Source organism: Geminocystis sp. GBBB08, assembly GCF_016743215.1.
Taxonomy (GTDB): domain Bacteria; phylum Cyanobacteriota; class Cyanobacteriia; order Cyanobacteriales; family Cyanobacteriaceae; genus Geminocystis.
The window spans coordinates 1-26,586 of record NZ_VRZC01000039.1; the positions used below are offsets into that span (position 1 = coordinate 1).

General features: G+C 32.7%; 20 protein-coding genes and 1 pseudogene. 18 read left to right on the forward strand and 3 right to left on the reverse strand.

Features of this window, described 5'->3' with window-relative positions:
• The first annotated feature begins 570 nt into the window (after positions 1–570).
• From FWJ34_RS07205 to FWJ34_RS07280, 16 genes and pseudogenes are all read left to right on the forward strand, one after another.
• On the forward strand, positions 571–2,820 hold the full coding sequence (locus FWJ34_RS07205) for an N-acetylneuraminate synthase family protein (RefSeq protein WP_308254650.1): 2,250 nt from the start codon (positions 571–573) through the stop codon (positions 2,818–2,820).
• A 29-nt stretch (positions 2,821–2,849) separates the two neighbouring features.
• Complete coding sequence (locus FWJ34_RS07210) at positions 2,850–3,665, forward strand: hypothetical protein (protein ID WP_308254651.1); 816 nt, start codon at positions 2,850–2,852, stop codon at positions 3,663–3,665.
• A gap of 487 nt (positions 3,666–4,152) precedes the next feature.
• Positions 4,153–5,985: an ABC transporter ATP-binding protein gene (locus FWJ34_RS07215; RefSeq protein WP_308254652.1), complete on the forward strand. Its 1,833-nt coding sequence runs from the start codon at positions 4,153–4,155 to the stop codon at positions 5,983–5,985.
• 49 nt (positions 5,986–6,034) lie between these two features.
• Positions 6,035–6,601, forward strand: a pseudogene (locus tag FWJ34_RS07220) (Uma2 family endonuclease).
• A gap of 16 nt (positions 6,602–6,617) precedes the next feature.
• Positions 6,618–6,770, forward strand: coding sequence for a hypothetical protein (locus FWJ34_RS07225; RefSeq protein ID WP_308254653.1), 153 nt, complete (start codon positions 6,618–6,620; stop codon positions 6,768–6,770).
• A gap of 57 nt (positions 6,771–6,827) precedes the next feature.
• Complete coding sequence (locus FWJ34_RS07230) at positions 6,828–7,742, forward strand: glycosyltransferase (protein ID WP_396231757.1); 915 nt, start codon at positions 6,828–6,830, stop codon at positions 7,740–7,742.
• A 300-nt stretch (positions 7,743–8,042) separates the two neighbouring features.
• Positions 8,043–9,116, forward strand: coding sequence for a glycosyltransferase (locus FWJ34_RS07235; protein WP_308254655.1), 1,074 nt, complete (start codon positions 8,043–8,045; stop codon positions 9,114–9,116).
• Between the two features lie 17 nt (positions 9,117–9,133).
• Positions 9,134–10,021 carry a phosphotransferase gene (locus FWJ34_RS07240; RefSeq protein ID WP_308254656.1) on the forward strand — a complete coding sequence of 296 codons (888 nt, stop codon included), beginning with the start codon at positions 9,134–9,136 and terminating at the stop codon, positions 10,019–10,021.
• Positions 10,022–10,890: 869 nt separating this feature from the next.
• Positions 10,891–12,189, forward strand: coding sequence for a polysaccharide pyruvyl transferase family protein (locus FWJ34_RS07245; protein WP_308254657.1), 1,299 nt, complete (start codon positions 10,891–10,893; stop codon positions 12,187–12,189).
• Between the two features lie 162 nt (positions 12,190–12,351).
• Complete coding sequence (locus FWJ34_RS07250) at positions 12,352–13,431, forward strand: hypothetical protein (protein WP_308254658.1); 1,080 nt, start codon at positions 12,352–12,354, stop codon at positions 13,429–13,431.
• Between the two features lie 44 nt (positions 13,432–13,475).
• Complete coding sequence (locus FWJ34_RS07255) at positions 13,476–14,630, forward strand: hypothetical protein (protein ID WP_308254659.1); 1,155 nt, start codon at positions 13,476–13,478, stop codon at positions 14,628–14,630.
• Between the two features lie 44 nt (positions 14,631–14,674).
• The gene (locus FWJ34_RS07260) at positions 14,675–15,820 is read left to right on the forward strand and encodes an acyltransferase (RefSeq protein WP_308254660.1); all 1,146 of its coding nucleotides are present in this window, start codon (positions 14,675–14,677) and stop codon (positions 15,818–15,820) included.
• Positions 15,821–15,851: 31 nt separating this feature from the next.
• On the forward strand, positions 15,852–16,430 hold the full coding sequence (locus FWJ34_RS07265) for an acyltransferase (protein ID WP_308254666.1): 579 nt from the start codon (positions 15,852–15,854) through the stop codon (positions 16,428–16,430).
• A gap of 8 nt (positions 16,431–16,438) precedes the next feature.
• On the forward strand, positions 16,439–17,599 hold the full coding sequence (locus tag FWJ34_RS07270; RefSeq protein WP_308254661.1) for a glycosyltransferase family 4 protein: 1,161 nt from the start codon (positions 16,439–16,441) through the stop codon (positions 17,597–17,599).
• 16 nt (positions 17,600–17,615) lie between these two features.
• Positions 17,616–18,566, forward strand: a complete 951-nt coding sequence (locus FWJ34_RS07275; protein WP_308254662.1) for an NAD-dependent epimerase/dehydratase family protein — start codon at positions 17,616–17,618, stop codon at positions 18,564–18,566.
• A gap of 58 nt (positions 18,567–18,624) precedes the next feature.
• The gene (locus FWJ34_RS07280) at positions 18,625–19,611 is read left to right on the forward strand and encodes a DUF2887 domain-containing protein (RefSeq protein ID WP_308254667.1); all 987 of its coding nucleotides are present in this window, start codon (positions 18,625–18,627) and stop codon (positions 19,609–19,611) included.
• A gap of 256 nt (positions 19,612–19,867) precedes the next feature.
• Here the strand turns inward: FWJ34_RS07280 and FWJ34_RS07285 are convergent, their stop codons facing one another.
• From FWJ34_RS07285 to FWJ34_RS07295, 3 genes are all read right to left on the reverse strand, one after another.
• Positions 19,868–20,848: an RluA family pseudouridine synthase gene (locus FWJ34_RS07285; RefSeq protein WP_396231756.1), complete on the reverse strand. Its 981-nt coding sequence runs from the start codon at positions 20,846–20,848 to the stop codon at positions 19,868–19,870.
• A gap of 262 nt (positions 20,849–21,110) precedes the next feature.
• Complete coding sequence (locus FWJ34_RS07290) at positions 21,111–22,268, reverse strand: NDP-sugar synthase (RefSeq protein WP_308254663.1); 1,158 nt, start codon at positions 22,266–22,268, stop codon at positions 21,111–21,113.
• 299 nt (positions 22,269–22,567) lie between these two features.
• Positions 22,568–25,189 carry a chloride channel protein gene (locus FWJ34_RS07295; protein WP_308254669.1) on the reverse strand — a complete coding sequence of 874 codons (2,622 nt, stop codon included), beginning with the start codon at positions 25,187–25,189 and terminating at the stop codon, positions 22,568–22,570.
• A 36-nt stretch (positions 25,190–25,225) separates the two neighbouring features.
• Here FWJ34_RS07295 and FWJ34_RS07300 point away from each other — a divergent pair, with 36 nt between their 5' ends.
• Positions 25,226–25,621 (forward strand): DUF309 domain-containing protein, encoded by a 396-nt coding sequence (locus tag FWJ34_RS07300; RefSeq protein WP_308254664.1) that lies wholly within the window; start codon positions 25,226–25,228, stop codon positions 25,619–25,621.
• Between the two features lie 101 nt (positions 25,622–25,722).
• Positions 25,723–26,586 (forward strand): UDP-glucose 4-epimerase GalE (gene galE, locus FWJ34_RS07305; RefSeq protein WP_308254665.1); only part of this gene is annotated, 864 nt, incomplete at its 3' end.

Consider the following 26,586-nt stretch of genomic DNA (forward strand, 5'->3'; position numbering starts at 1 on the left):
TGCAAAATAAAAATTTAAATCTATTTAAGGTGAGGAATCATTAATTTTAATAACCATTGCAAGAGTGCCCATTGCTCATTGCCCGACTTCTGCAAGAAGTCTTATTTACTAAATTCCATACTTTAATTGTTTCCACATTAGTGGTAAAGTTTCTTTGTTTGTGATGGAAGAAGAACAAAGTCACGAAATAGATTCTCTAGCAGATTTTGAGTATATTGAGTTTTTAATGAATCTTGATCCTTAAGCTCTGATAATATAGAACTCTATTCTTGCTGTTGTACTGCTTAATCACCGTATAATTTCCGAAAAAAGTACAACGACTTTGTGCTTCAAACCACTGGTTTTTAGAAAAAAATCATAATCTATAGCAATAAACGGGTTAATTAAGACATTCTCAAAATCTATAGTTGTCATTCCGAGATAACCAGAGGAATCTCAAAACGTCCTAATCAACTCGTTATCTGCTATATATTCTGTCTCTAGCTTTCGCAGCTTAAAAATTTTAAGCAAACATTAAAAATTTTGCCAATACTGTAAAGCAATTTTTTAAAAAAAGTTAAAAAAATTAAAATGATCATAGACAAAAACCTCTCTAAATACATTGTCTTTGCTGAAGATGACATAATCAATGCTTTAAAGAAGATAAATGACAACAAGCACCGTATTATCTTTTCTGTCACCGAAGCGGGTGTATTAGAGGATGTTCTTACGGATGGTGATTTTCGCCCTTGGTTAGTAACCCAAGATACCATTGATTTTAATCAACCCGTATCTAAAATTAGTAATAAAAGTTACAAGTATTTCGATAATACAGAAGATACTAATAAAATTCAGTCGGTTTTTTTTTCCCATGAAATTGAGTTTATTCCTTTGTTAGATAAAAATCATCATTTGGTTGCGACCGCACATCTAAAATCTGATAGTATCCGTATTGGTGATTTTACCATTGACGAAAAGTCGCCTACCTTTATTATTGCTGAAATAGGCAATAATCATAACGGTAGTTTAGAATTGGCAAAAAAATTAATCGATGACGTGATCGCCTCTGGTGCTGATTGTGCCAAATTTCAAATGAGAGATCTCAAATCCCTTTATAAAAATGCTGGTAATGCCAACGATGCCAGTGAGGATTTAGGTTCACAATATACATTAGATTTACTATCTCGTTTTCAACTAACTCCTGAAGAATTATTCACTGCTTTTGATTACTGTCAATCTAAGGGAATTTTGCCTCTTTGTACCCCTTGGGATTTAGAGAGTTTAGCCCTGTTGGAAGAGTATGGGATGAAGGCTTATAAAGTAGCATCTGCGGATTTAACGAACCATGATTTATTAAAAGCCTTAGCAAAAACTGGTAAACCCCTACTTTGTTCAACGGGTATGGCGACAGAACAAGAAATTGGCGAATCAGTTAAACTACTCAAAAAATTAGGAGTAATGTATGTTTTATTACACTGTAATTCAACTTATCCAGCTCCTTTTAAAGATATTAACCTCAACTATTTAGAGCGACTAAAAGAAATTGGTGATTGCTTAGTGGGTTATTCCGGACACGAAAGAGGAATAAATGTGGCGATCGCCGCCGTTGCTAAAGGAGCAAAGGTAATCGAAAAACATTTTACCCTCGATAAAACTATGGAGGGAAATGATCATAAAGTCAGTTTACTCCCAGATGAATTTCGTTTGATGGTGGAAGGCATCCGTCAAGTGGAGCAATCTTTAGGAGACGTTGCACAGCGGAAAATTAGTCAAGGAGAACTAATGAACAGAGAAACCCTTGCTAAAAGTTTAGTGATTAACTGCGATGTTAAGTCGGGGGATATAATTACTGAATCGATGATTGAAGTTAAAAGTCCGGGTAAAGGATTACAACCTAACCGTAAAAAAGAACTCATCGGGAAACCGGCAAAAAGAGACTTAAAAACGGGGGATTTCTTCTATCCTAGTGACTTAGAACAAGAGCGAGTCAAACCGAGAAATTATAAATTTAAACGCCCTTGGGGTTTACCAGTTCGTTACCACGATTTTAAAAACCTTCTCAACAAAACTAATCCAGATCTATTAGAATTTCATCTCAGTTATAAAGATTTAGAGCAAGATATTGACCAGTTTTTTGATCATCCTTACGATCTTGATTTAGTGGTTCATGCCCCCGAATTATTTGCCGGAGATCATTTATTGAATCTTTGTTCTACCGATACAAGCTATCGTCAAAGGTCGATCGAGGAAATGCAAAGAGTTATCGATATTACCCGACAACTAAAACCCTATTTTAAAAAAGCTGATTACCCTTGTATTGTTACTAACGTTGGTGGTTTTACCCTTGACGCTCCTCTAAGTCTTACCGAAAGAGTAAAACTCTATGAATTACTCATTGATAGCCTTTCCCAACTAGATGCCGAAGGTGTAGAAGTAATACCTCAAACCATGCCTCCTTTCCCTTGGCATTTTGGAGGACAAAGGTATCACAACCTTTTTGTTGATTCCCAAGATACCGCCGAATTTTGCTCTCAACACGGCTATCGAGTATGTTTAGACATATCTCATTCTAAATTGGCTTGTAATAATCATCACTGGTCATTCAAAAAGTTTATAAAGCAAGTTGGTCCCTTTGTGGCTCATTTACACATCGCTGATTCAGAAGGCTTAGACGGAGAAGGATTACAAATCGGCGAGGGAGAAATCGATTTTTCCACTTTTGCGGAAGATTTAGATAAAATAGCCCTCAATGCCTCCTTTATTCCCGAAATATGGCAAGGTCACAAAAACGATGGCGAAGGTTTTTGGGTTGCGTTTGAAAAACTGGAAAGTTATTTATAAATAGTCCTGAATTTTTTAAAATTTTCCTTATGAAACAATTACTTATATTCCCCATAAAACTCTTACTTCAACTGCTGGGGTGGATTTATTGTCTTTATCTTAGTAAAATTTATATAAAACACTCGGTTAAACTTAAACCCTATTTTAAAGGGCAAAATATTTTCATTCTAGGTTCAGGTTCATCACTTGATGAGATTGATCTAAGTTTAATAGAAAATAGCTCTGTCATCTTGTTAAACTCAACTTATAAAAGACATACAGAGTTAAGAGAAAGAGGAAATAAATTATTTTGGTTTTGTGTTGACACTAACGCCCTTCGATTATGGTCACGCTTAATTCCATCAGATATTCAGAAGATTGTCTCTGTTCATAGCTTTTCACTTAGAAATTTAAAGGGTCTAGCCTTATCAAAAGATGATATTTTTTTAATGCCTAAATCGTGTTTTCAGCGCGATATAAGATGTGGTAACTTTTATGGATTATTGCCCAAAAGACCAAAAGAACTTGAAGAATATTGGATCAAGGAAGAGAATAAAACTATTTTCTTCCCTGCCCACACCGTAATGCTAATAGCAATCCTTTTTTCGGCATCATTTCACCCTAAATCAATTACATTAATGGGTTTCGATGTCGGGGGGGCTTATGCTTCTAATACGAAGGAAGTGTTGGATTATGATAAACCTGAATTCCAAAAGCAAAGAGAAAACATTGAGAAATCACTAAGTTTTATTTTAAATAACTGCAATAAGCAAGGAATTTATCTTTCAAATAATTCGCCTCGAACGTTTGAAAAGATTTTGCCGAAAACGGAACTTTACCTAAAAAACATCTGTACAAGATCTTAATAGTACCTACTTTGATGAAATGGCGATCGCATTTTTTCATTAAGTCAAAGACAAGTTATATAGCAGATAATGAGTTGATTAGGACGTTTTAAGATTCCTCTGGTTATCTCGGAATGACAACTATAGATTTTGAGAATGTCTTAACTAACCCATTGCTATAAGCGAAGGTACTTACCAAAAATTGCTTGATGAATCAACAAATTTCCAACGGATGGCTACACCAATTTAATATATTTCTCCAAAAAGTTATTGTAACATTTTTGAAATTTAAAGATATACTAGACGGATTAGCTACTAACTTATAACAAAGGAGGTGATGAAGGCGATCGAAAGTTTAAGCCATCAATGTATTATTACTGTTACTGTAATTAATTCGATTTTTAGAACATATAAAGATGTATCAAGAGCTTTTAGTTATGTTAGGATATTGTCGAATTACTCGTCTTTGTGTATAAATACAGATATTTAATCAATTTAAAATTTACCTATGGCAAAAACAAATCAGCCAAACAAAAGTAAGAAAATAAATCGCTCCTTAATTGGAGACTTAAAAGAATTATTAAGGTATCTTAAACCTCATCGTCGTTTCCAATTATTTTTTTTACTAATTTTGATGATACTATCTTCCCTAAGTGAAGTAGTAAGTTTAGGCGCAATTTTCCCTTTTCTTAGTGCCTTGAGTAATGCTAATTTATTGTTAAATAATTCTAAAATTAAACCCATACTTAATTTTTTCAGTATTAGTACTTCTTCCCAACTGGTTTTAACTCTTGCAATAGCTTTCATCATCGCGGTTATTATTTCTTCTATCATAAGAATTCTTACTATTAATATACAAACTCACCTTGCTGCTAAAATTTCTGGGGATTTAAGTTGTGAAATTTATCGGAAGACTATTTTACAGACATACGAATTTCATGTTTTATCTAATAGTAGTGATTTAATTAGCTCTGTTACAGAAGACACTAAACAACTTACTATTAACATTCTAATTCCTCTTGTTTCCGCTATTAGCACTAGTTTTGTCGCTCTTGCTTTGATAATAGGATTATTCTGGGTTAATGGAATAATTGCCTTATTTTCTATTGTGCTTTTTGGTGGTTCTTTCATTATTATTTATCAATTACGCAAATCTCTATTATTTAGAAATAGTAGAATTTTGGTAGAAAATAATCAACAACAAATTAAAATTGTTCAAGAAAGTTTAGGTGGTATTAGAGATGTTTTATTAGGCGGTAGTCAATCATTGTTTCAAAAAGCCTATAAAAATGCCGATTATCCTTATCGTCAAGCTGTAGCATCTAATACTGTGATTAGTCTAACCCCTCGTTATATCATTGAAGGTCTTGCCATGAGTGCTATGGGTATCTTAGCATTAACTTTAGGCAAAGATGGTGATTTTAGTCGAGCTGTACCAATATTGGGAGGGTTAGCACTAGGAGCAAATCGTTTACTTCCAGCTTTACAACAAACCTTTTCCGCTTTAGTGAGAATTCAAGGTGCCAGAAGTTCTCTGAAAAGAATCTTAATAGGATTACAAAGATCGATCGATCCTTTACAAAATTGGCTTCCTCAAGAAAAACTCTTCTTAGAGAATGAGTTACGTTTGCAAAATATCTGGTTTCGTTATCGAGATAATACTGATTGGATATTGAAAGATCTTAATTTGACTATCAAGGCTAAAACTACTATTGCTTTTGTTGGTAGTACTGGAAGTGGTAAAAGTACGACAGCAGATCTTATTTTAGGATTACTCAAACCTCAACAAGGACAAATATTAGTCGATGGTTTGCCTTTGGAAGGAGAAAAACTTGCCCAATGGCAACGAAGTATTGCCCATGTGCCTCAATCAATTTTTCTCATGGATGCTACTATTGCTGAAAATATTGCCTTTGGTATTCCTTATCAACAAATAGACTTACCACAAGTTAGAAAAGCCGCTCAACTAGCTCAAATTGATGAGTTTATCATGGGTTTACCCGCTAGTTATGATACTTATGTCGGAGAGAGAGGAGTTCGTCTTAGTGGAGGGCAACGTCAAAGAATTGGTATTGCTAGGGCTTTATATGGCGATGCTTCTGTGATAGTATTTGATGAAGCTACTAGTGCTTTAGATAATGCCACCGAAAAGGAAGTAATGAATTCCCTCGAAAGTTTAAGTCACCAATTTACTCTTATTTTGATTGCTCATCGATTGACTACTGTCGAAAAGTGCGATCGCATTTTTGAATTAAGTCAAGGACAAGTTATTGCTGAAGGTACTTACCAAGAATTGCTTGATAAATCAACTAATTTTAGACGGATGGCTACACTAATTTAATTCATTTATGACCGAAATTAAATAATTGATTTAATAATTAATAACAAGTATGATAACTATTACAGACGCAAAACCTCAACTAAGCCTAGAAGAGTTTTCAGAATTACCTGAAACAAAACCCTCTAGTGAGTATCTTAATGGAAAAATAGAACAAAAACCCATGGCTCAAGGACAACATAGTGTTTTACAAGGTCGTTTAGTTACAGTTATTAATGAAGTCATGTTACCTAAAAAATTAGGCCATGCTTTTCCCGAACTACGCTGTAACTTTGGTGGATTATCTATTGTTCCAGATATTAGTATTTTTACATGGGATCGCACTCCTCAAACTGCCCAAAGAAAAATTGCTAATCGTTTTAATCTTCATCCTGATTAGGTTATTGAGATTTTATCACCAGAACAATCTTCTAATAAAATTCTCAGGAAAATTATGTTTTGCTTGAGTCAAGGGACTAAAATAGCTTGGTTAATTGATCCTGTCGATGAATCGGTAATGATTTTTAAACCAGAGCAATTTCCCGAAATTAAATCTGATGAAGGAATTTTACCTGTTTTAGATGATCTTGATGGACTACAATTATCCGTTAAAGACATATTTAATTGGTTAAGTTATTAATTCATAACAATAAACAATGACCCAAAAAATTTTATTTGCAATTCCTAGCCTTGATCGCCGTGGACCAGATCGGGTTTTTTTTGAGTTAATTAAAAACCTCGATCAAACCAAGTATCAATTTTGTCGGGCTATCCAAGAAAATGACGGTTACTACTTAGAACATATATAAAAAGAATTAAATAGACTCATTATAAATATATCAAAAAAAAAAAACAGTAAATATCCAATTACCGGTCTGAGATCTATAATTTTGCAAGAAAAACCCGATGTTATTATTAGTACTCTCAGAATGATTGTGACAGCAACTTTTGCAAGAATAGGAGTATCGCACCCTCCCATTCATATTATTCGACCAGCAAATCATCTTACCTTAGATGGATTGTCCCTAATCCGTCAATCACCCCTCAAACATTTTACTTCTTTTTTTGTCAACATTCTGACACTTTGGTTGAGTGATTTTGTTATTTGTCAAAGCAAAAAACTACAAGAGGATTTAAGTAAATATGTCCCTATCAAAAATAAATCAGTAGTTATCAATAATCCTATTGACATAGAAAGAGTAAAGGAAGAAGCACAAAGAGAAAAGATTAACACCCAGGGTGAACCTTCCATTTTGGCTATTGGTAGACTGTTTCCCCAAAAAGGATTTGATCTGCTACTACAATCACTCCCAAAAGTTATCAAACAACATCCGCAACTTCATCTGAGCATTTTAGGAAAAGGACCCCAACGACCTGAATTAGAATCTTTAATTATTAAATATAAATTAGAAAATCATGTTAGTTTACTAGGCTTTTGCCCTAATCCTTACCCCTATATTTTGGCTTGTGACTTTCTGGTTTCTACCTCTCGCTATGAGGGATTTCCCAACGTTGTTTTAGAGGCAATTTCTCTGGGAAAACCCGTTCTTGCCACTGATTGTCCAGGGGGAACTTCAGAAATAGTGATTCCCCAACTAACAGGATGGTTAACTCCAACTGAAAATATTTTAGCAATGTCAGAAAACATTATAATAGCAATACAAGAATTTTTGTTTATGGATACTCATGCTATAGTCGATTTTTGTTATCATAATTTTTCAAGCAATAAAATTACAAAACAATATGAGGAGTTAATTGATAAACTTATAGACTTAACTTAATTTTGGTAATGTTTTCACTGGAAATTATGTAAAAAATGCCTCCAGTCTAGGGTACTCCTAAACAGTTAAAATCTTAAAAAATGTACCTTGCCTGTAGAAATAATTTTTTGTTTAAAATCATTTAATTTAACTTTAATAAAACTTATGTTAAAGAAAATTTTAAAAAGACAACTTTCTAGTTTATTCTGGCCAACTTACTCTGCTAAACCAGAATTAACAACTGTAGCACTTGAAGTTCAATAAAAGTGCTGTATGTATTAAGCATTTACTTATATTTCAGTATATTCGATGTTATTCAAAATGAAATTTTCAATCTGTATTCCTAATTTTAACTACCAAGCCTATATAGGCAAGACAATTCAAAGTGTTTTAAATCAGACCTATCAAGACTTTGAGATTCTTATAGCCGACAATGCCAGTACTGATTCCTCTGTGGAAATTATCAAAAGTTTTAATGATCCCAGAATTAAACTTCAAATAAATAAAATCAATATCGGTTTTGGCCCAAATCTTTTAAAAGCGGCTTCGATGGCCTCTGGGAATTATATGTTAATGCTATCTTCCGATGATTTAATGCTACCTAACGCATTAGAAACTTATCATCAAATATTACAATCTTTAGGAGAACGAGGAAATAAGGTTGTTTTGTGTAGCAAAGCACAGATCATCAATGAAAATGATGAACAAATTAACTATTTACAAATAGATCGAAAGTTGTGGAATCAGGCAAACAATGAAGAAGAATTAACCAAATTAATTAATAACCCTGTTTATGGTTTATCGGCAGAAATTTTGTTGCAATCGTCTTTTCTACTAATGCGCAACCCTGTTTATGTGTGTACAATACTATACCCAAAATGTTTACACGATCAAGTGGAAAGTTATTATCATGGTAGTTTAATTAATCCGGATAAACGCTTTGGGTGGGAACTTTTAGGAGTCGCAGAAAAAGCATATTTCGTCGATGAGGCGTTATTTTCTTATCGAGTCCATAATAACAATCAAGGTAGTCAACAGGTAAAAATGGGAGCGATCAAACATCATATAGACGAGTATGTTGCCACAATTAACGTGCAGGAATCCCTGCTAAAAAAAGCAAATATTAATCGTCAACAATTAGTTGATGCCTTTATTGAACAAGATATTGCTTTGCGAGGCTTAAAATTTTTGGGAGAGGGGAATTCCTTATTGGCAAGACGTATTTTGCATTTCGGACTAGCAACCTATCCTAAAGTAGCAAGTAAAAATACAAAAGTAAAGTTATTGAAATTATTATTATTCACTGGATTTATCGGTCAATTTATTTCTCAAAAATTACTAATAGTCGGTTCACGTTACTGGAATAATCAAATTCAAAAAATTACTTCAACTTAATAATTATTAGGGTTAAAATGAAAAGTTCGAGAACTGATACTCCTTTTCTTAAAATTGAGGGACGATCAGGATGCAATATAAAAATAGTTAAAATCAAAGAAAAAATTTTAGTACGAAAAGTTTCTTCTTCTTTCGGTTATAACTCTCGCTTAATCAAACAGGCAAAAAAACAACGTGAATTTAACCAACTTAATTCTTTAGTCTTTTTTGATTCTCCAAAAATATTTTCTCAAGGAACTACTGAAGAAGAATTGAATTATTTTGACATGGAATATATTGCGGCGGAAAAGTTTAGTAGCTTTTTGTGTCGCATAACTGTCAAGCAAATTCAGCAGATTGTTGAGTATTTAATAAATTACCTAGACTCTCTGTTTGAATTAGCACAACCAATTGATTCGCCAATAAATATAGTCCAGAAAAAAATAAATGATTTGAAAACCGTTTTATACTCCAACCAAAATTTTAGCAAAGACTTTCAACAAGAAGTTTTTTCTTTCTTAGAAACAAAAATTCCTAAGGCAAAACTGTATCAAGGTTATTGCCATGGAGATTTAACCTTTTCTAATATGTTATTTTCTAATGGCAAAATCTATTTGATTGATTTTCTAGACTCTTTTATTGAATCTCCTGTTATTGATTTAGTAAAACTGAGGCAAGATAGCAAATTTTTTTGGTCAGTTATGGTTGACTTGGATTTGGAAGAATTTAATTATTGTAAAATAATGCAAATATTATCTTATATTGATCAATCCTTGGAAAAATATCTTTTGAGAAAAGGGGAAAACGTATATAATTGGTATCAATATTTAGAACTATTTAATTTAGTTCGCATTATGCCTTATGTAACTAAGGTGAATGAAATAGATTTTTTACATAAACATATTAAAAAACAAATTAGGAGGTAAAATTTCCTTGTTTGTGATCAGAGATTATCAAAGTCACGAAATAGATTCTTTAGCAGATTTTGAGTATGAAATTGAAGCTCTCCTGAATATTTCTTCAATTCTTTTCGATTAGCTTTATGTCATTTTTCTGGGGTTGTATAGTTAGTATTATTTTCATTCATGCTTAAACTTACATTAATTTTATCGCTTATTCTTCTAATTATTGGTGATGTTTATTTTTTTCAAATTTTGCTATATTGTCAAGAATCAAAAAAGAAACACAGTTAAGATGATCATATTGCTGAAATAGGCAATAATCATAAAGGTAGTTTGGAACTAGCAAAAAATTTAATTGACGAAGCGATCGCCTCTGCTGCTATCTGAGTTCGACAGAAAAAAACTGATGGAGGCAAGACAGGGAGGAGGGCCGGGCTGTTTCATTCTAAAATTTTTGGTTAAGAGGGAGTAATGAGTAACGAGTAATGAGTTTTGATAATTTACTATGATTAATTGATTATTTCAAGATTTTTTATTATTACTTAAAATCTGCAAGTAAAAAATCTCCCTAATACCCTAATACCCTAACACCCCAACATTTTAACCAACTTACTTTGAAACAGCCCTAGGGATCTCAGGGGGGTGACGGGGAGATGGGGGAGATTATTCTCCAAATGACTCAACATCTGAATTAAATTTGATAAATAATTATCGAAAATCAATTTTAATAATGTTTAAGTCTATTCTCTCCTAGTCGAATCGTCCCCTAGTCCTAAGCGTCTGACCTTTACCGATAATTTTATATCGAACTCAGGTGGTGCTGATTGTGCCAAATTTCAAATGAGAAATCGAAAATCCTTAGGATAGAAAATATTAATTACTACAAAAAAAACATGGTAACTTCACCAAATTCAGCCTTATCCCGTTCACTAGTTACAGTAGTTACTCGTTTAAAAACAACTAATATTGGCAACGAGGCACTTTCAAGTGAATTAATCAGTTTAATAAAAAATAAATTTCCGAATTATAAAATTTGTCCTTTAGAAAGAGCTCCTCGATTTCTTGATCAATACTACAGCACAATGTTATCCAAAGATTTAGCTACTGCTTTAAAACAGTTTGAATACTGGGCTCAATTCATCGCCAAAAAAATTTCTTTTATTTCTCCGATTACATTAGACAAAGATTTCTCTTCTTCTGTCACTTTGATTAGGAAGAATAGAACTCCTTCATGGAAACCATTTATTGAGAAAAAGTTACATCTTCGAGCTTTGAAGTCTAGGCTCGGTTTATACGATGATGAAATGCTTAAAAGATTAGCAATTTACCAATTTTCCACTTTAACAATTCTTAATCCAGGAGGTGAATTTCAACCTAAAAGTATAGAATCAGCCCTAAAAATTTTGCTTGAACTTAGGGTTGCACAAATATTAGGTAGTAAAGTTGGAATAGTCAATTTTAGCTATGAAATTGAAGATGAATTTATTTCTATGTTTTTTATCAAAATAATCAGTCAATTCGATTTCATCCGAGTTCGAGATTCTTTATCTTTGCAAAATTTAGTTAGTAGGGGGTTGGACAAGAATACAGCATCGGTAATTGGTGATCTAGTTTTTTTGACAGAACCAGAATCTCAGGATATTTCTAACAGTCTTACCCAAAAATTCAATATTACGCCGAATACGGTAGCAGTTGTTATTAACACAGTGCTTGGAACCAGTAGTATTAATGACTGGGCAAGAATAATTAACTTTTTAAAAGAAAAATACAATGATGTTGCACTTATTTCTAATGAAATTTCTTCAGATTTCCCTATTCTTCAATCAATTTCCAGGCTTACTCCCACAAGAATAATCTCGGAACAATTTAGTTATAGAACTTATGCTGCATTATTACGTAATTTTGACTTAGTTGTTAGCAGTAGATTACACACCATGATTCTATCCATGCTTGTCAATACCACGGTTGTTCCGATTGAACCTCTAAATTCAAGAATGAAAGGTCAGATGGAAGATATAAAATATCCTATTCCCGTAACTTCCGTTTTTGAAACTGATTGGACTTCTCAAGTAATCGAAATAATTAATTCCACTACTCTGGACAAGAAACTGAAGCAAAAGATAAGTGAACTTGTCGAAGAGCAAAAAGTAAAAATATCTCAAGACTTTAATTTTTTAGAAACTTTATGGTAGGAATTTATTCCACAGAAAAATATCTTTTAAGAAAAGGGGAAGACGTATATAATTAGTATCGATATTTAGAACTATTTAATTTAGTTCGCATTATGCCTTATGTAAGCAAGGTGAATGAAATTGATTCCTTATATAAATATATTAAAAAACAAATAAATTTACATGACTAACTTAATTATGCCTATGGCGGGAAAATCCAGTCGCTTTCCTAATTTAAGACCAAAATGGATGTTAACTCATCCTTCAGGTAAATTTATGGCAATCGAAGCGATAAGAGGATTAAACCTAGATGATTTTGAGAAAATTTATTTTGTTTGTTTATCAGAACAGGAAGAACGTTATCAGTTCTTGAAAGGTTTTCATGAAGAATTAGAAGATTTAAAACTACTAAACAAAAGTCAATTTATTTTTTTAGATAAGGAAACTAGAGACCAACCTGAAACAGTTTATAATGCCATAAAACAGGGAAATATCACAGGACCAATTTTCATCAAAGATTCTGATAATTTTTTTAGGGCAAAGTGTCAAGAAGGAAATTTTGTTTGTTTTGCTAATTTGAATAATTGTGGATTAATTAAACCAAAGAACAAATCTTATATTATTATCGATCCCAATGGTTCGATTTCTAACATTGTAGAAAAACAGGTAATTAGCCCTTATTTTTGTGTTGGAGGATACGGTTTTGAGTCAGCACAAGTGTTTCTCGCCGCCGTTGATGCAATTAATTTTGATGTAGAACGTTATATCAGTAATACCATATTTCAACAAATTCTTAAGGGCAGTTTATTTATTGGGCAAGAAGTCAGTGACTATAGAGATTGGGGGACATTAGAAGATTGGGATCGCTTTAAAAGAACTTATGCAACATTGTTTGTTGATATTGATGGTACTTTAGTAGAAAATTCATCGTCTCATTTTCCTCCTTATATTGGCAATACTTCTGCTATAAGTGCTAATATCCAAATTTTGCAAACCCTTTATCAAAGCGGAAAATTCCAAATAATTCTGACTACTTCTCGCCCAGAAAAATATCGAACTATGACTATAGAGCAAATGAAAAAATTAGCAATGCCTTTTGATCATTTAATCATGGGATTGTTTCATGGTAAACGCATTATTGTTAATGACTATAGTAGATCAAATCCTTACAAAAGTTGTGATGCGATTAATCTTAAAAGAAACTCTGATGAGCTTAAGGAAATACTAAAAGAGTCTTTAGGAATTGAATACGATGAGTTGTAAAAATAATAAAGAAAAATTACTTTAGCTATTGTAATATAAAAATAATGAACACTTATCGTTTGGCAGTTTGGTTGACTACTTTATCGATGATCTTTTCTTCCTCTTATTTTTTTCCCAGTGGTAATCCTCAACCACAAGACTTTCTGATAGCTATGTCAATTATTTTGCTATTTTGCCATAAAAAAGTAAGAAAGATATTATTAAGAAATTTTTTAGCAAAAAAAACTTTGTCATTATTTGTCTTAATTTTTGTAATGGCTAATATTTTATCTTTGCGTTTTTTCCCTGAAGTTAGTTTCCTTGGAACTTCTATGGCAATAGCCTATATGTTATACAATACAAGTGTTTATTTAATATTCAACTTTTTTAGAACCGAAAAAGAACTACATCCTCTTTTTCTTAATGCTTGTTTGTTAAACGCAATTATCGATTTTTCCTCGATTTTTTTTCTAACTACCGTTAGGGGTTCTGGATTCACAAATAATCCGAACCAATTTGGAATTCATATACTGTGTCTGCTGATTATGTCTATTTATTTTAGTCGAGATAATCTACTTTCTTGGAAATTACAAGTTATTTTACTCCTTCTTATTATTCCAGCACTGCAATCAGGTTCACGAGCTGCTTTAATGGGAGGAATTCCTATTTTACTAGCCTTCATTCAATCTTTTATTGGTAATATAGAAAAAAATATTTTGCTATTTATCTCTTTTTTAAGAAAAAAATCTTTTCAGATAACAGTCGCAATAATCTTCGGCTCAATTTTAAGCATCATACTATGGGATGTCATGTTAGATTCGGTAATTCCTTCATTAAGTTCTATACTAGATAAAAGTTTTGGTGTTCTCGATCAACGATTTACTGCTCTCGACAACGAGAAAACTACTGATTTATGGGAAGGAAGAAATGTACAACTTATATCAAGGATAACCCCTTTTGAATCGTTAATTGGAATAGGTTATGACAATTATTGGCGTAGATTGGGTGGTGATTTTGAAATCCATTCTCTTTTTCCATCACTTATTGTTATTAGTGGTGTTTTTTCTCTGATTTTCTTCTCTTTATTTATAATAATACGCCTTTGGAGAAATAAAGATTTTGTTTCTTGGTCTGCTATTATTGGGCTCGTAATTTATTCTATTACACATCAATTATTTAGGGAAACAAATATGTGGATTGTCCTAGGGTTAATGCGTTAAATTACTATAATATTAGACATCTGTAATAATTAAGATCATACGCAATGAAAAAACAATTTATAACAATTCAGGCTTTTAGGGGATTAGCTGCCATTTTGGTAGTTACTCGTCATGCAACTTTGATTTCTCAGGATAAATTTGGTCAAGACTTTATGGGAGGCATTTTTGCACAAGGTGGAATAGGGGTTGATTTTTTCTTTGTTTTAAGTGGATTTATTATGTTACTTATTCACTTCAAAGATTTAGGACAATCAAAAAAAGTAACATCTTTTGCTATTAAAAGACTAATTAGGATTTATCCTATTTATTGGATTATTACTATTCTCTGTTTACCATTCTTCTTTTTATCAATATCAGAAGAAAAATCTTTTAATGGAGATTGGGGTTATATTATTAATTCTTTCCTTTTAATTCCTCAAGAAAAACTACCTTTATTAAGTCCGGGTTGGACTTTAACTCATGAGCTATATTTTTATATCTTAGTGGCATTGTTGATTTATTTTTGGAAATCTAAAATAGTCCGGGGGATTTTGTTCATAATCGTTTTTGGCAGTTTATATAAAGCATTGTTTGATTTTAGTGGTACTTGGGATTATAAATATAGAACTTATCAGACGATTCTCGATTCTAACTTTTTACTTTCTTTTATGTTTAGTAGGTATAATCTGGAATTTTTTGCAGGTTGCTTATCAGGATTTTTAGCTTATAAATACATATTAGCAATAGAAGAAAGTCGAGGAGATAACGAAAAAAACATAACGAAAATGAATAAACTAAAATTTATTTTTTCTTTGTTAAGTGTAATTTTTTTGATAATTTTTTTAATCTCACCAGATAGTCTTACCTTAATTTATAAAAACAAAATATTAATAGTATTATATTATAGTTTTGTTGTCGGTATTTTGTTGTCTGTATCAACTATAATGGAAAATTTAACTAACTTTAAAACTAGTTACTTTTTGAAATTTTTAGGCGATGCTTCCTATTCTATTTATTTAGTTCATTATCCAGCACTATTTTTATTTGCAAAAATTTTGTTTTTAATAAAATTAGAAAATATTTTAGGCTCTACGGTGACTATGTATTTGATAGTTTTACTAGCTTTAGCAGTAAGTATTGCTATATATCTATATATAGAACTACCAGTATGGAATTGGTCAAAAAAAAGGATAATCAGTTTGACAAAATGAATATAAAATTAACTCATTGAGTATTTTTGTGATGAATTTACGTTATATAAATGTACCAACTTCTTTTTTCACTCTAGGTTTGTGGAAAATACTTTATCAGAATCAAGTGCAAATTCAAAATTTTATGAAGGTTTTTGCAGGTCCTCGTTCTGAATTAATTATCACAGGCAATAATGCTTTATTAGAGGTAAAAGGAAGATTAGTTTTAAGAAAAGATATTTCAATAAATATTAAAGATGGTTCTTTAATTATCGGGGAGCAAGTTTTTTTTAATCGTGGCTGTTCTCTGAATTGCCATTATAAAATTGAAATTGGGGAAGGTTGTATCTTTGGTGAAAATGTTTTACTTTATGATCATGATCACAATTTTAAAGAAGAAGGATTATTTCAATCTCAAGGTTTTTCTAAAAAAGAAATTATCATTGAAGATAATGTTTGGATTGGCTCAGGAACAATAATTTTAAAAGGCACTTATATAGGTAAAAATTCGGTGGTTGGAGCAGGTTCTTTAGTGAAAGGACATATTCTGCCGAATACTATTTTTTATAATAAAAGGGAAAACTTTTTAAAGCCTATGATTAATAATCATGATAATAACATTTCTGAATGAGAGATAATATGAAAAAAAAGATACTGCATATAATTACTCGTTTAGTGATAGGAGGTGCCCAAGATAATACCCTTCTTACGGTCAAAAATCATGATCGCAGTTTTTATGATATATCTTTAGCCTCTAATCCTGACGGTGTGTGGTTAGATCGAGCCAAAAGCTATAGTGATCAGTTTTATCCCATTAATACATTAATTAATCCTATTTCCCCTTTAAAAGACTGGCAGACATTTTGGCAAATTGTTAAGTTATTAAAAACAGAAAAAATAGATTTAGTCCATACCCATAGCTCAAAAGCAGGAATTTTAGGGCGACTAGCGGCGAATTATTGTAAAATTCCAGTGGTTCATACTATACACGGCTTTCCTTTTCACGATTTTATGCCGTCATGGCAGAAACAGTTTTATATTAACCTAGAAAAGGCGATCGCCCAAAAAACAGATTTTTTGATCACGGTATGTGAGTTAAATCGAAAACAGGCTTTAGAATTAGGTATTGTTAGAGAAGATAACTCTCAAACTATTTATAGTGGTATCGACTTTTCTAAACTTGATCAACTTTTTGATTCAAAATTATTACGAAATAAACTTAATATATATTATGATACTAAAATTATCACGATGGTAGGAAGGTTGGATCAACAAAAAGCACCTTATTATTTAATAGATGCTTTTGCTCAGGTATTGAAAAAGTGTCCGAATACTTTACTTTTGCTAGTTGGGGAAGGTGAGCTTGAAGATTCTCTTAAAACACAAGCTAATCAATTAGGTATTGATCAACAAGTGCGATTTTTGGGATCTAGGGATGATGTACCAAATATTTTATCTATTTCTGACATTTTCGCTCTATCTTCTTTGTGGGAAGGTTTAGGACGTGCCATGACAGAAGCTATGCTAATGGGTAAGCCTGTAGTTGTACCAAATATTTACGGTATTCCGGAAACTGTTCATCATAATGAAACTGGTTTACTTTTTGAAACTAAAAATGTCGAAGAATTAGCAAATCATTTAATTTTTTTGTTAAATAATCCTCAAGAGTGCGATCGCATTGGCAAAAATGCAAAAGTCTTAACCAGAAAACTATTTGATGGAGAGGAAATGGTGCGACAAATTGAGGATATTTATGACAGAGTATTCACTCAAAAAAAATCCCTCACTATAACACTTTAAAAAATCTTCATCAATTATGACCTCAATTTTAATAACAGGAGCAACGGGATTTATTGGTAGTAATCTTCTTCCTAAATTAGAACAAAATAACTTTAATATTTCCCTAACCGTGCGTAATGCTACGAATTTTTCATCTATTTATAGCTTAATTCCCCTTAATTCTATTGATGGTGACACTAATTGGCGACAAGCCTTAAAAAATATTGACGTGGTGATTCACATGGCGGCTAGAGCTCACATTTTAAAGGAATCTGTTACCAATCCAGAAGCCGAATTTGATCAAGTTAACGCCGAAGGTACAATTAATTTAGTTAAGCAATCTATTGAGGCTGGGGTTAAACACTTTATTTTTTTTAGTTCTATTGGTGCGATCGCTACTTTAAGCGATACTATTATTAACGAATCTTCGCCATGTAATCCTGACACTCCCTACGGAAAAAGTAAGTTAAAAGCCGAAAAAGCTATCAAAGAAATTTGTCCAAATAGTACCATGACTTATACAATTCTTCGTCCTACCCTAGTTTATGGGCCGAATAATCCGGGTAATATGGAGAGGTTATTAAAATTAACCGCCAAAAATTTACCCTTACCACTAGGAGGAATTAATAACTCCCGTAGCCTTGTTTATGTTGGTAATTTAGTAGATGCCATTATAACTTGTATTGAACATCCTAATGCTAAAAATCAGATATTTATTATCAGTGATGGTGAAGATTTATCAACTCCTGAGTTAATTTGTCGTATTGGTAAAGCAATGGGTAAATCACCGTTACTTTTACCCTTTCCCCCTAGTTTGTTGAAATTAGCCACGAAAATTATCGGTAAAGAGGATGTAGGCGATCGCCTGTTAGGATCATTACAAGTCGATAGTAGTAAAATTCGTCAGATGTTAAATTGGAATCCACCCTATACAGTAGATGAGGGATTAAAAATTACTGTTAATTGGTTTAAGAATGCTCAAAGTTAATATTTTTTATTATTAAAATAAGGAGTAATTCTCAAATTTAAAATTTAAAAAAAATGTGATGAAAACAGATAAACTTTTTTACCAAATATTTATCAATCAACCCAGTTTAATTGCTGAATTATTGCCGGATATTCCGAAAGATTGTCAATTTGAATATACTGCCCCAGTTATTAAAGATACAGAATTTCGTTTAGATGGACTTTTAACTCCTATATCTGAGGATAATAATTTACCCTTAATCTTTTTAGAAGCACAAATGCAAAAAGATGACAAATTTTATCATCGATATTTTGCCCAAATCTTTCTTTATTTAAAACAATATGAGGTAAAAAGATTATGGAAAGGTTTATTAATCTTGAGAAATAGAAATAATGATTTGGGTTCAGAAATTCCCTATAAAATACTCTTAGAAAATAACATTAAAAGGCTATATTTAGAAGACTTATTAACGAGAGAAAATCTCCCTTCAAATTTAGCTTTACTAAAATTAATTGTTGCTAACAATTCGGAGATTAAAGACATAGGAAAATCGGTATTAAATAGTGTGAAAACCGAAGAAGAATTCCAAAGACAATTTAGATTGATAGAAGCTATACTAAAGAATAAATTACCCCAATTAAGTACGGAGGAAATACTGATCATGTTTGATTTAAAAACAGCGACAATGCCTAAATTAGATGCTTATGAAACCTTAGTCAAATATTGGCAAGATAAAGCGAAGGAAGAAGGCTTACAAAAAGGCATGGAAGAAGGCTTACAAAAAGGCATGGAAGAAGGCTTACAAAAAGGCATGGAAGAAGGCTTACAAAAAGGCATGGTAGAAGGCTTACAAAAAGGCATGGAAGAAGGCTTACAAAAAGGTTTACGACAAGGAGAGTCAGAGTTATTAATTCGTCAACTCAATCGTTGTTGTGGGATATTATCCGTATCCTTGCAAGAAAAAGTGCGATCTCTCTCTATTCCTCAATTGGAATCGTTAGCAGAAGCATTATTAGATTTTCAGAATATCTCTGATTTAGAAAAATGGTTTGAGAGTGAAATTTAATTAGTAATCAAATTTTTCAGATAATATTTTCAGGTAATCAGAAAAAAAATATTTGATTATTCAGCCACTATAATTTATCTACAAAAAAACAAGATGAGTTAGACACTAAAGGTTTTCTGTTATGACAAAAAGCCCTAAAAAATATTTCTTCTATTCTGAAAATGATTATTGATAAACAAAGAGAAGATTTAGACATCGAGATTTGTTATGGGGAAGATCTAGAAAATTTATAGGCGATCAACTCTAGTAATTACTATTAATTAATCATTATTGATTTAAGTCCTGATTTTTGCCTTAAGATCTGCAAAAGTTTTTGTAATTCTAAGGGTAAAGGTGCAATGGCTTCTATGGTTTCTTCTGTGATAGGATGAGTTAAAGTCAATCTAAAAGCGTGTAAAGCCTGACCAGTTAGATTAACACCAACAGAGTGACCAGCGCTATACAAAGGATCGCCTAGAATCGGATGTTTGATATGACTGGCATGGACACGAATTTGATGAGTGCGCCCAGTGCCTAATGTAAAATGAATTAAAGAATAATTACCTAATCTTTCTTTAATTTGCCAATAAGTTAAAGCTTCTCGTCCACCTTTTTCAACAGATACGATCGCCATTTTTTTCCCATCGGAAGGATGTCGACCAATGGGTAAATCAATCACTCCTGAGTCTTCTTTAGGGCAACCATAAACAACTCCTAAATATTCCCTTTTAGCTGTTTTCGCTTTGATTTGAGCCTGTAAACTATGTAAAACTGGTTCCGTTTTGGCTACCACTATCGCTCCTGTTGTGTCTTTGTCTAATCTATGAACTATACCCGGACGTTCAATACCGCCAATACCTTGTAAATCAGGACAATGAGCTAATAAGGCGTTAACTAAAGTGCCATTACTATGACCGGGTGCAGGATGTACGACAAAATTAGCTGATTTATTAATAATAATCAAATATTCATCTTCATAAAGAATATCTAAGGGGATAGCTTCAGCCGTAAGAGAAGATACCACGGGAATTGGAATATCAACGATAATTATATCATTTTGTTTTAAGATAGTTTTTTTTTGCTTACAAACAGAATTATTAATTAATACTTGTCCATTTTCGATTAATTTTTGAATGCGAGATCGAGATAAATTAGTTAGATAATCAGCTAACCATACATCAATCCTTTTTCCTCCGGTTGTCACCGTTAATGATTGTCGAGAATTTTCAGACAATAGCGATGATGTTATCTTAAACACAAATTTTTAATAATCAGTAATAGGGCAATGGGCTGTTGCACCAATGAATGAGTAAGTAATATTAGGTTCGATTAAATAATTATAGTAAAATTCTTCGCATCTCCAGTTAGGGGAGACAGCAAAGAAGCAAAGTTCTATTATAAGTTATATCCGAATTTGATATAAGACATGACTTTCAGTTCAATTCATTGAACGCCAATTTTTAGCGGGGAAATTGATTTCAAGGCGTTGAATATTGCTAATTCCTAATTCTTCATTCCTTTTATTTACTATTAACGAAATCCTCAATAACTTTACCGGTGCTAGGATTATCCCCTAAATCCTTTCGAGAATCGGTAATTAACCAGTCAATAGCCGCTGCCTGTACATCAATAGCAGTACCAGTTTTATCTACACAATAACGTCCAAATACCAGTTTATCTACTAAACGAACCCCTGAACCAAGACGAGAATATTCAAAAATAACACTATTATCAACGGTTGCACCTTCACAAATCCAGCAATTAGGGCCAATCATAGTCGGACCGATAATTTTTGCTCCATCTTCAATATGAGTCATCGCACCAATATAAACAGGACCTGTTATTTCTACTTTATCCCAATTAACTGATACATTTAAACCTGTGTAAATTCCGGGCTTAACTTCTTTACCCGGTATCTGTACATTTTTCACTTGTCCTTTTAATACAGATCTCACAGCTTCCCAATAATCTGGTACTTTGCCTATATCTATCCATTCAAAATCCATATTAACAGCAAAAAAAGGCAGGTTTAATTCTACTAATTTTGGAAATAGTTCACTACCAATATCATATTCTTGATTTGGAGGAATATAATCAATAATTTCAGGTTCAAATATATAAATACCGGTGTTTATTTGAGTACTCAAGGCTTCCTCTACAGAGGGTTTTTCCTGAAAGGCTAAAATACGATCATTTTGATCGGTAACAACTACTCCATAACTGGAAACTTCTTCTTTAGGCACAGATTTTGTTACTACAGTGGCGATCGCACCTTTTTCTTGATGTTTTTTAACTACTTCTGTCAAATCAAGATCAATTAAACCATCACCACATAAAACGACAAAAGTATCATCAAAAAAAGGATTAAATTCTTGAATTTTTTTCAAGCCTCCAGCAGAGCCTAAAGCCTTACCGACTAATTCACCATCGACAATACGTCCTTCAAAAGAATAACCAATTTCTACTCCAAAACGTTGCCCATCTCTAAAATAGTTTTCAATTTCTTCTGCTAAATGACTCACATTAACCATAATTTGATTAAACCCATGTTTTCGTAGTAGTTCAACTAAAAATTCCATAACTGGTTTTTGTAAAATAGGTATTAAAGGTTTGGGAATAGTATGAGTAATAGGACGTACACGAGTTCCCTTTCCGGCTGCCAGAATCATTGCTTTCATAATGTTTTTATATATAAATTAAAATAACTATTATAAATTCATTCCTAAAGATAACACTAAATAAGTTCCAGACGCATCTAAATTAACTATAGGAGGTAGGGAAGCTCAAAGGGGTAGGTTTTTTACGATCTAGTTAAGGTGAAGACTTGCATGAACAAGGATAGAAAGTCGAATAGGGAGGAAAACCGTACAAAACGAGTTCGTTGACTATATGACAAGAATCCCTAAAAAGAAGATTTTTCCCTTGTAATTTTTCTATAGTCACCTTCTCACCTAGTCACCTCCTTTCCTAATCTTCATTATGAAGGGAGACGAATAATAATAACCGTGGTATCTATTTTGGAAGTAATGGCTTCGGGTATATTGCCATACCATGCTTGTTTTAATAAACTGTGACGAGATGCACCCAAAATTACTAATTCTGATTTTTGGATTTCTGCTAACTGAATTACTGCTGATACCACTGAAGTTGAACAAACCGTCAAAGATTCTACTTCTGTATTTAACAATTTTTGTAATTTTTTGGTGGTAGTGTAAAGTTGATCGCTATTAAAGTTTTTTGCCTCTGGAGAATAGACTTTGGTTAACCAAATTGGCGGTAATTTTCCTTGACGATAAATCTCCATAAAAGCAGGTAATAATTTTAATCCTTCTTCGGCATTTGGTCCTCCTGCTGTCGGTATTAAACAACTACCCAGAGGATTGAGATTATAGGGGTAAAATTGCTGATTTTTTCCAAGCCTAATTAAGATTAATTCACAAGTAGCTTGATTAATTAAACTGTCAATTAATTGGGAAAAAACGAACTCTTGCCCATAAAAATTCTGTTTCCATCCCATCACTAATAAATTAATATGTCTTTGTTTAATGATGTCGAGAATAATTTGACTACGATAATGTGCTATTACTATTTTTGTATGTACTGATATTTTGGCTTTTCTTCCCATTCTTTCTAAATTTCCCATGAGATGACGAGAAGCTCTTTGATCTACTTTTACAGTACTTGGATCTTGATGTTTCGGGATCTTGATCACCAGTACAAATTCTATTTCATATTGATAATAACCAGCGATGGCTACGGCTATTTTAAATAAAGCTCGAAAATCGTCATCTTCGGCAATAGGCACTAAAATACGTCCTTTTCCTGTGGCTGGTGATAATGTTCTATAAATACTATAAGCTGGTTGCTTTTTCAGGGATACATCAGCTTTTAATTCATTGACTTCAGCACGGATAATATCAGTACGAGTAATAATACCCACTAAACGATGATCTTGTACCACAGGTAAACGAGATAATTGATAACGGTTAAGAAGATATAAGACATCACTAAGGGAAACGTTAGCTTTAACAGTAATGGGGTTTCTCGTCATAATTTCATCGATAGAAATGCTAGTATTAAAAGTCTCTGCTTTAACTAAATCTGACTGAGTAATAATACCGACTATATTCCCATTTTCCATCACTGGAAAACCTCGATGATGAGATGTTGTCATTAATTCTAATAACTCGGAGATAGATAAGTTAGGGGTAACGGTTTCTACTTGAGACTGCATAACATCGGCGGCGGTAAGATGACTTAAAAAATGTTCTTGAGTATCATTATTTTCCTTTTCTAACTCAATACCCATACTGCGTAATAGATGTTGATAGAGTGAACCATTCTCAAAGGTTTCAGCACTAATATAGGCAACAGCACAACTAATCATTAAAGGTAATACTAAATGAAAATTAGCATTCAATTCAAATACAATCATAATTGCTGTAATCGGCACTCGCACAATTCCCGTAAATAATGCACCCATACCTACTAAAGAAAAAGTTGAAATGCTTTCACCACCAGTAAATGTAGCTTCTAAATCTCCAATTAAATAACCTAAAGCTGAACCCATAATTAAAGCAGGGGCAAACAAACCTCCAGGGGCTCCCGATCCGGCGGCTAAAATAGTTAAGGTATAATGAGCTAAAAATGCAAAAGCAGTTTGTTGCCAAGTTAATTCTCCTCGAATCACGATGTCTTTTAAACCAGCGTTATCTCGAAAAAAAGGCGGTAAAAATGCGATTACTAATCCTGAAATTAACCCTGCTACTCCAATACGCAAAAATAATGGTATTTTCAGCTTTTCATTCCACTTAATACTAAACAAAACACTACGATTAAATACAGCTCCTAAAATCCCGGCAATGATACCTAAAAGTAGATAAAAGGGAATTTGATAAGGAGAAAAAGAAAGATTGTTGAGGGAAATGATACTTTCAGGTAATTTTAAGTTGGGAGATTGTAAAATTAATGACACTACTGCTCCAGTAAAAGATGCAACGATGGCCGTCTCAAGGGTTAAATTAGAAATGTCTCTCATCAACTCTTCAACAACAAACATTACTCCGGCAATGGGAGTATTAAACCCTGCGGCTAATCCAGCAGCGGCACCGGCGGCTATCATTTGGCGACGATGCTCCGGGGAAGTAGGCACAAAACGGGTTAATTCCCCAGCTAAGGCAGCCCCGATATGGACAGTGGGCGCACGACGACCTAAAGTTAAACCAGCACCTAAAACGAGAATTGTGCCAATAATTTTCACTATGGCTACTCGAAAAGAAAGAGGTATTTTATATCTAGCTAAAGCGGCTTTTACTTGAGGAATGCCCCCCCCCGCTGCTGTTGGTGAAACATTTTCCACTAAAAATCCTGCCATGGATCCTAAAATTAAGCCAAATAATGGTAAGATAGCGATCGCACCCCAACGATTAACTAATTGTAAGCGATAACCACCTAATAAATTAATCCCTTCTTTAAGTAAAATGGCAGCTAATGCGGAAAAAATCCCAATTAAACAGGCTTCGATTAAAGCATAACGGGTAGAAATAGATCGTTTTCCAAAATGTTGAGATTTAAACCAATTTCGCCACTGATTAATCATTTTCAAGAGAAAATACCTTCAATATTAATTATTAATATGAATCAATTTTGGGAGAAAGGAATCAAAGAATTTAACCAACAAGAATTTTATGCTTGTCATGATACCCTTGAAGAAATTTGGATGGATTCTGTTGAACCAGATAAAACATTCTATCAAGGAATTTTACAAATAGCAGTGGCTTGTTATCATCTCAGTAATAGTAATTGGCGAGGGGCAGTTATTTTATTAGGAGAAGGCTGTAAAAAATTAAGAGAATATGAACCTGATTATTTTAATATTGATGTAAGTAACTTATTTAAAAATAGCTATGATTTATTAATTGCTTTACAACAAATTAACCCTGATTCAGTCACTGAATTTTACCTAAAGTTAATCAATAATCAATTAGAAAATAATCTCACTTTTCCTCATATTATCAAACTAGGAGAGTAGAAGATTCAGAACAATTTATTTATTTTTTCTCACATATACCCGTACCATAATTATGTATAATTAACAAGTTTTCTTGACAAAATTTAATTATCTTTTTGGTTATGACTATTTTAGTGACGGGTGGAGCAGGTTATATTGGTTCTCATACGGTTAAACTGTTAAAAAGTAAGGATTATGATCTTCTCGTTTTAGATAATTTAGTTTATGGTCATCAATATATCATCGATAAATTAAATGTCAATTTTGTTCACGGAGATTTAAGCGATCGCCTATTATTAGATAAAATTTTTCAAGAGTATAAAATTGAAGCAGTGATTCATTTTGCCGCTTATGCTTATGTAGGAGAGTCAATGGAAAATCCTGCTAAATATTATCGCAATAACGTTGTTTCTACCCTTAATTTATTAGAGGCAATGGAAACGGCTGGGGTAAAAAATATTGTCTTTTCTTCTACTTGTGCCACTTATGGAGTACCCAAAGAAATTCCGATCACCGAAAGTCACCCTCAAAATCCTATCAATACTTACGGTTATACAAAGTTAGTGGTAGAGAAGATGTTAGCTGATTTTCAACGGGCGTATAATTGGGAATATGTCGCTTTTCGTTACTTTAATGCCGCCGGTGCTTCCGTTGATGGCTTAATTGGGGAAGATCATGATCCTGAACCTCATTTGATTCCTTTAGTGTTATACACAGCTTTAGGAAAACGGGATTCTATTTATATTTTAGGGGATGATTACCCCACCCCTGACGGCACTTGTATCCGTGATTATATCCATGTAGAAGATTTAGCCCAAGCTCATTTATTAGGAGTAGAATATCTCTTAAAAGGTGGAAAAAGTGAAGTTTTCAATCTTGGTAATGGTAACGGTTTTTCTGTCAAAGAAGTCATCCAAGCAGCCAAAAATGTTACTCGAAAAGATTTTACCATAAAAATTGGCGATCGCCGTCCTGGAGATCCACCG

What these genes read in the sequence shown, in the direction of transcription:
- FWJ34_RS07280 (WP_308254667.1), top strand. Translation starts at nt 18,625, where the DNA reads ATGAAAACAGATAAACTTTTTTACCAAATATTTATCAATCAACCCAGT.
- FWJ34_RS07235 (WP_308254655.1), top strand. Translation starts at nt 8,043, where the DNA reads ATGAAATTTTCAATCTGTATTCCTAATTTTAACTACCAAGCCTATATA.
- FWJ34_RS07215 (WP_308254652.1), top strand. Translation starts at nt 4,153, where the DNA reads ATGGCAAAAACAAATCAGCCAAACAAAAGTAAGAAAATAAATCGCTCC.
- FWJ34_RS07295 (WP_308254669.1), bottom strand. Translation starts at nt 25,189, where the DNA reads ATGATTAATCAGTGGCGAAATTGGTTTAAATCTCAACATTTTGGAAAA.
- FWJ34_RS07225 (WP_308254653.1), top strand. Translation starts at nt 6,618, where the DNA reads ATGACCCAAAAAATTTTATTTGCAATTCCTAGCCTTGATCGCCGTGGA.
- FWJ34_RS07250 (WP_308254658.1), top strand. Translation starts at nt 12,352, where the DNA reads ATGACTAACTTAATTATGCCTATGGCGGGAAAATCCAGTCGCTTTCCT.
- FWJ34_RS07245 (WP_308254657.1), top strand. Translation starts at nt 10,891, where the DNA reads ATGGTAACTTCACCAAATTCAGCCTTATCCCGTTCACTAGTTACAGTA.
- FWJ34_RS07205 (WP_308254650.1), top strand. Translation starts at nt 571, where the DNA reads ATGATCATAGACAAAAACCTCTCTAAATACATTGTCTTTGCTGAAGAT.
- FWJ34_RS07265 (WP_308254666.1), top strand. Translation starts at nt 15,852, where the DNA reads ATGAATTTACGTTATATAAATGTACCAACTTCTTTTTTCACTCTAGGT.
- FWJ34_RS07240 (WP_308254656.1), top strand. Translation starts at nt 9,134, where the DNA reads ATGAAAAGTTCGAGAACTGATACTCCTTTTCTTAAAATTGAGGGACGA.
- FWJ34_RS07260 (WP_308254660.1), top strand. Translation starts at nt 14,675, where the DNA reads ATGAAAAAACAATTTATAACAATTCAGGCTTTTAGGGGATTAGCTGCC.
- FWJ34_RS07210 (WP_308254651.1), top strand. Translation starts at nt 2,850, where the DNA reads ATGAAACAATTACTTATATTCCCCATAAAACTCTTACTTCAACTGCTG.
- FWJ34_RS07290 (WP_308254663.1), bottom strand. Translation starts at nt 22,268, where the DNA reads ATGAAAGCAATGATTCTGGCAGCCGGAAAGGGAACTCGTGTACGTCCT.
- FWJ34_RS07255 (WP_308254659.1), top strand. Translation starts at nt 13,476, where the DNA reads ATGAACACTTATCGTTTGGCAGTTTGGTTGACTACTTTATCGATGATC.
- FWJ34_RS07270 (WP_308254661.1), top strand. Translation starts at nt 16,439, where the DNA reads ATGAAAAAAAAGATACTGCATATAATTACTCGTTTAGTGATAGGAGGT.
- FWJ34_RS07300 (WP_308254664.1), top strand. Translation starts at nt 25,226, where the DNA reads ATGAATCAATTTTGGGAGAAAGGAATCAAAGAATTTAACCAACAAGAA.
- FWJ34_RS07275 (WP_308254662.1), top strand. Translation starts at nt 17,616, where the DNA reads ATGACCTCAATTTTAATAACAGGAGCAACGGGATTTATTGGTAGTAAT.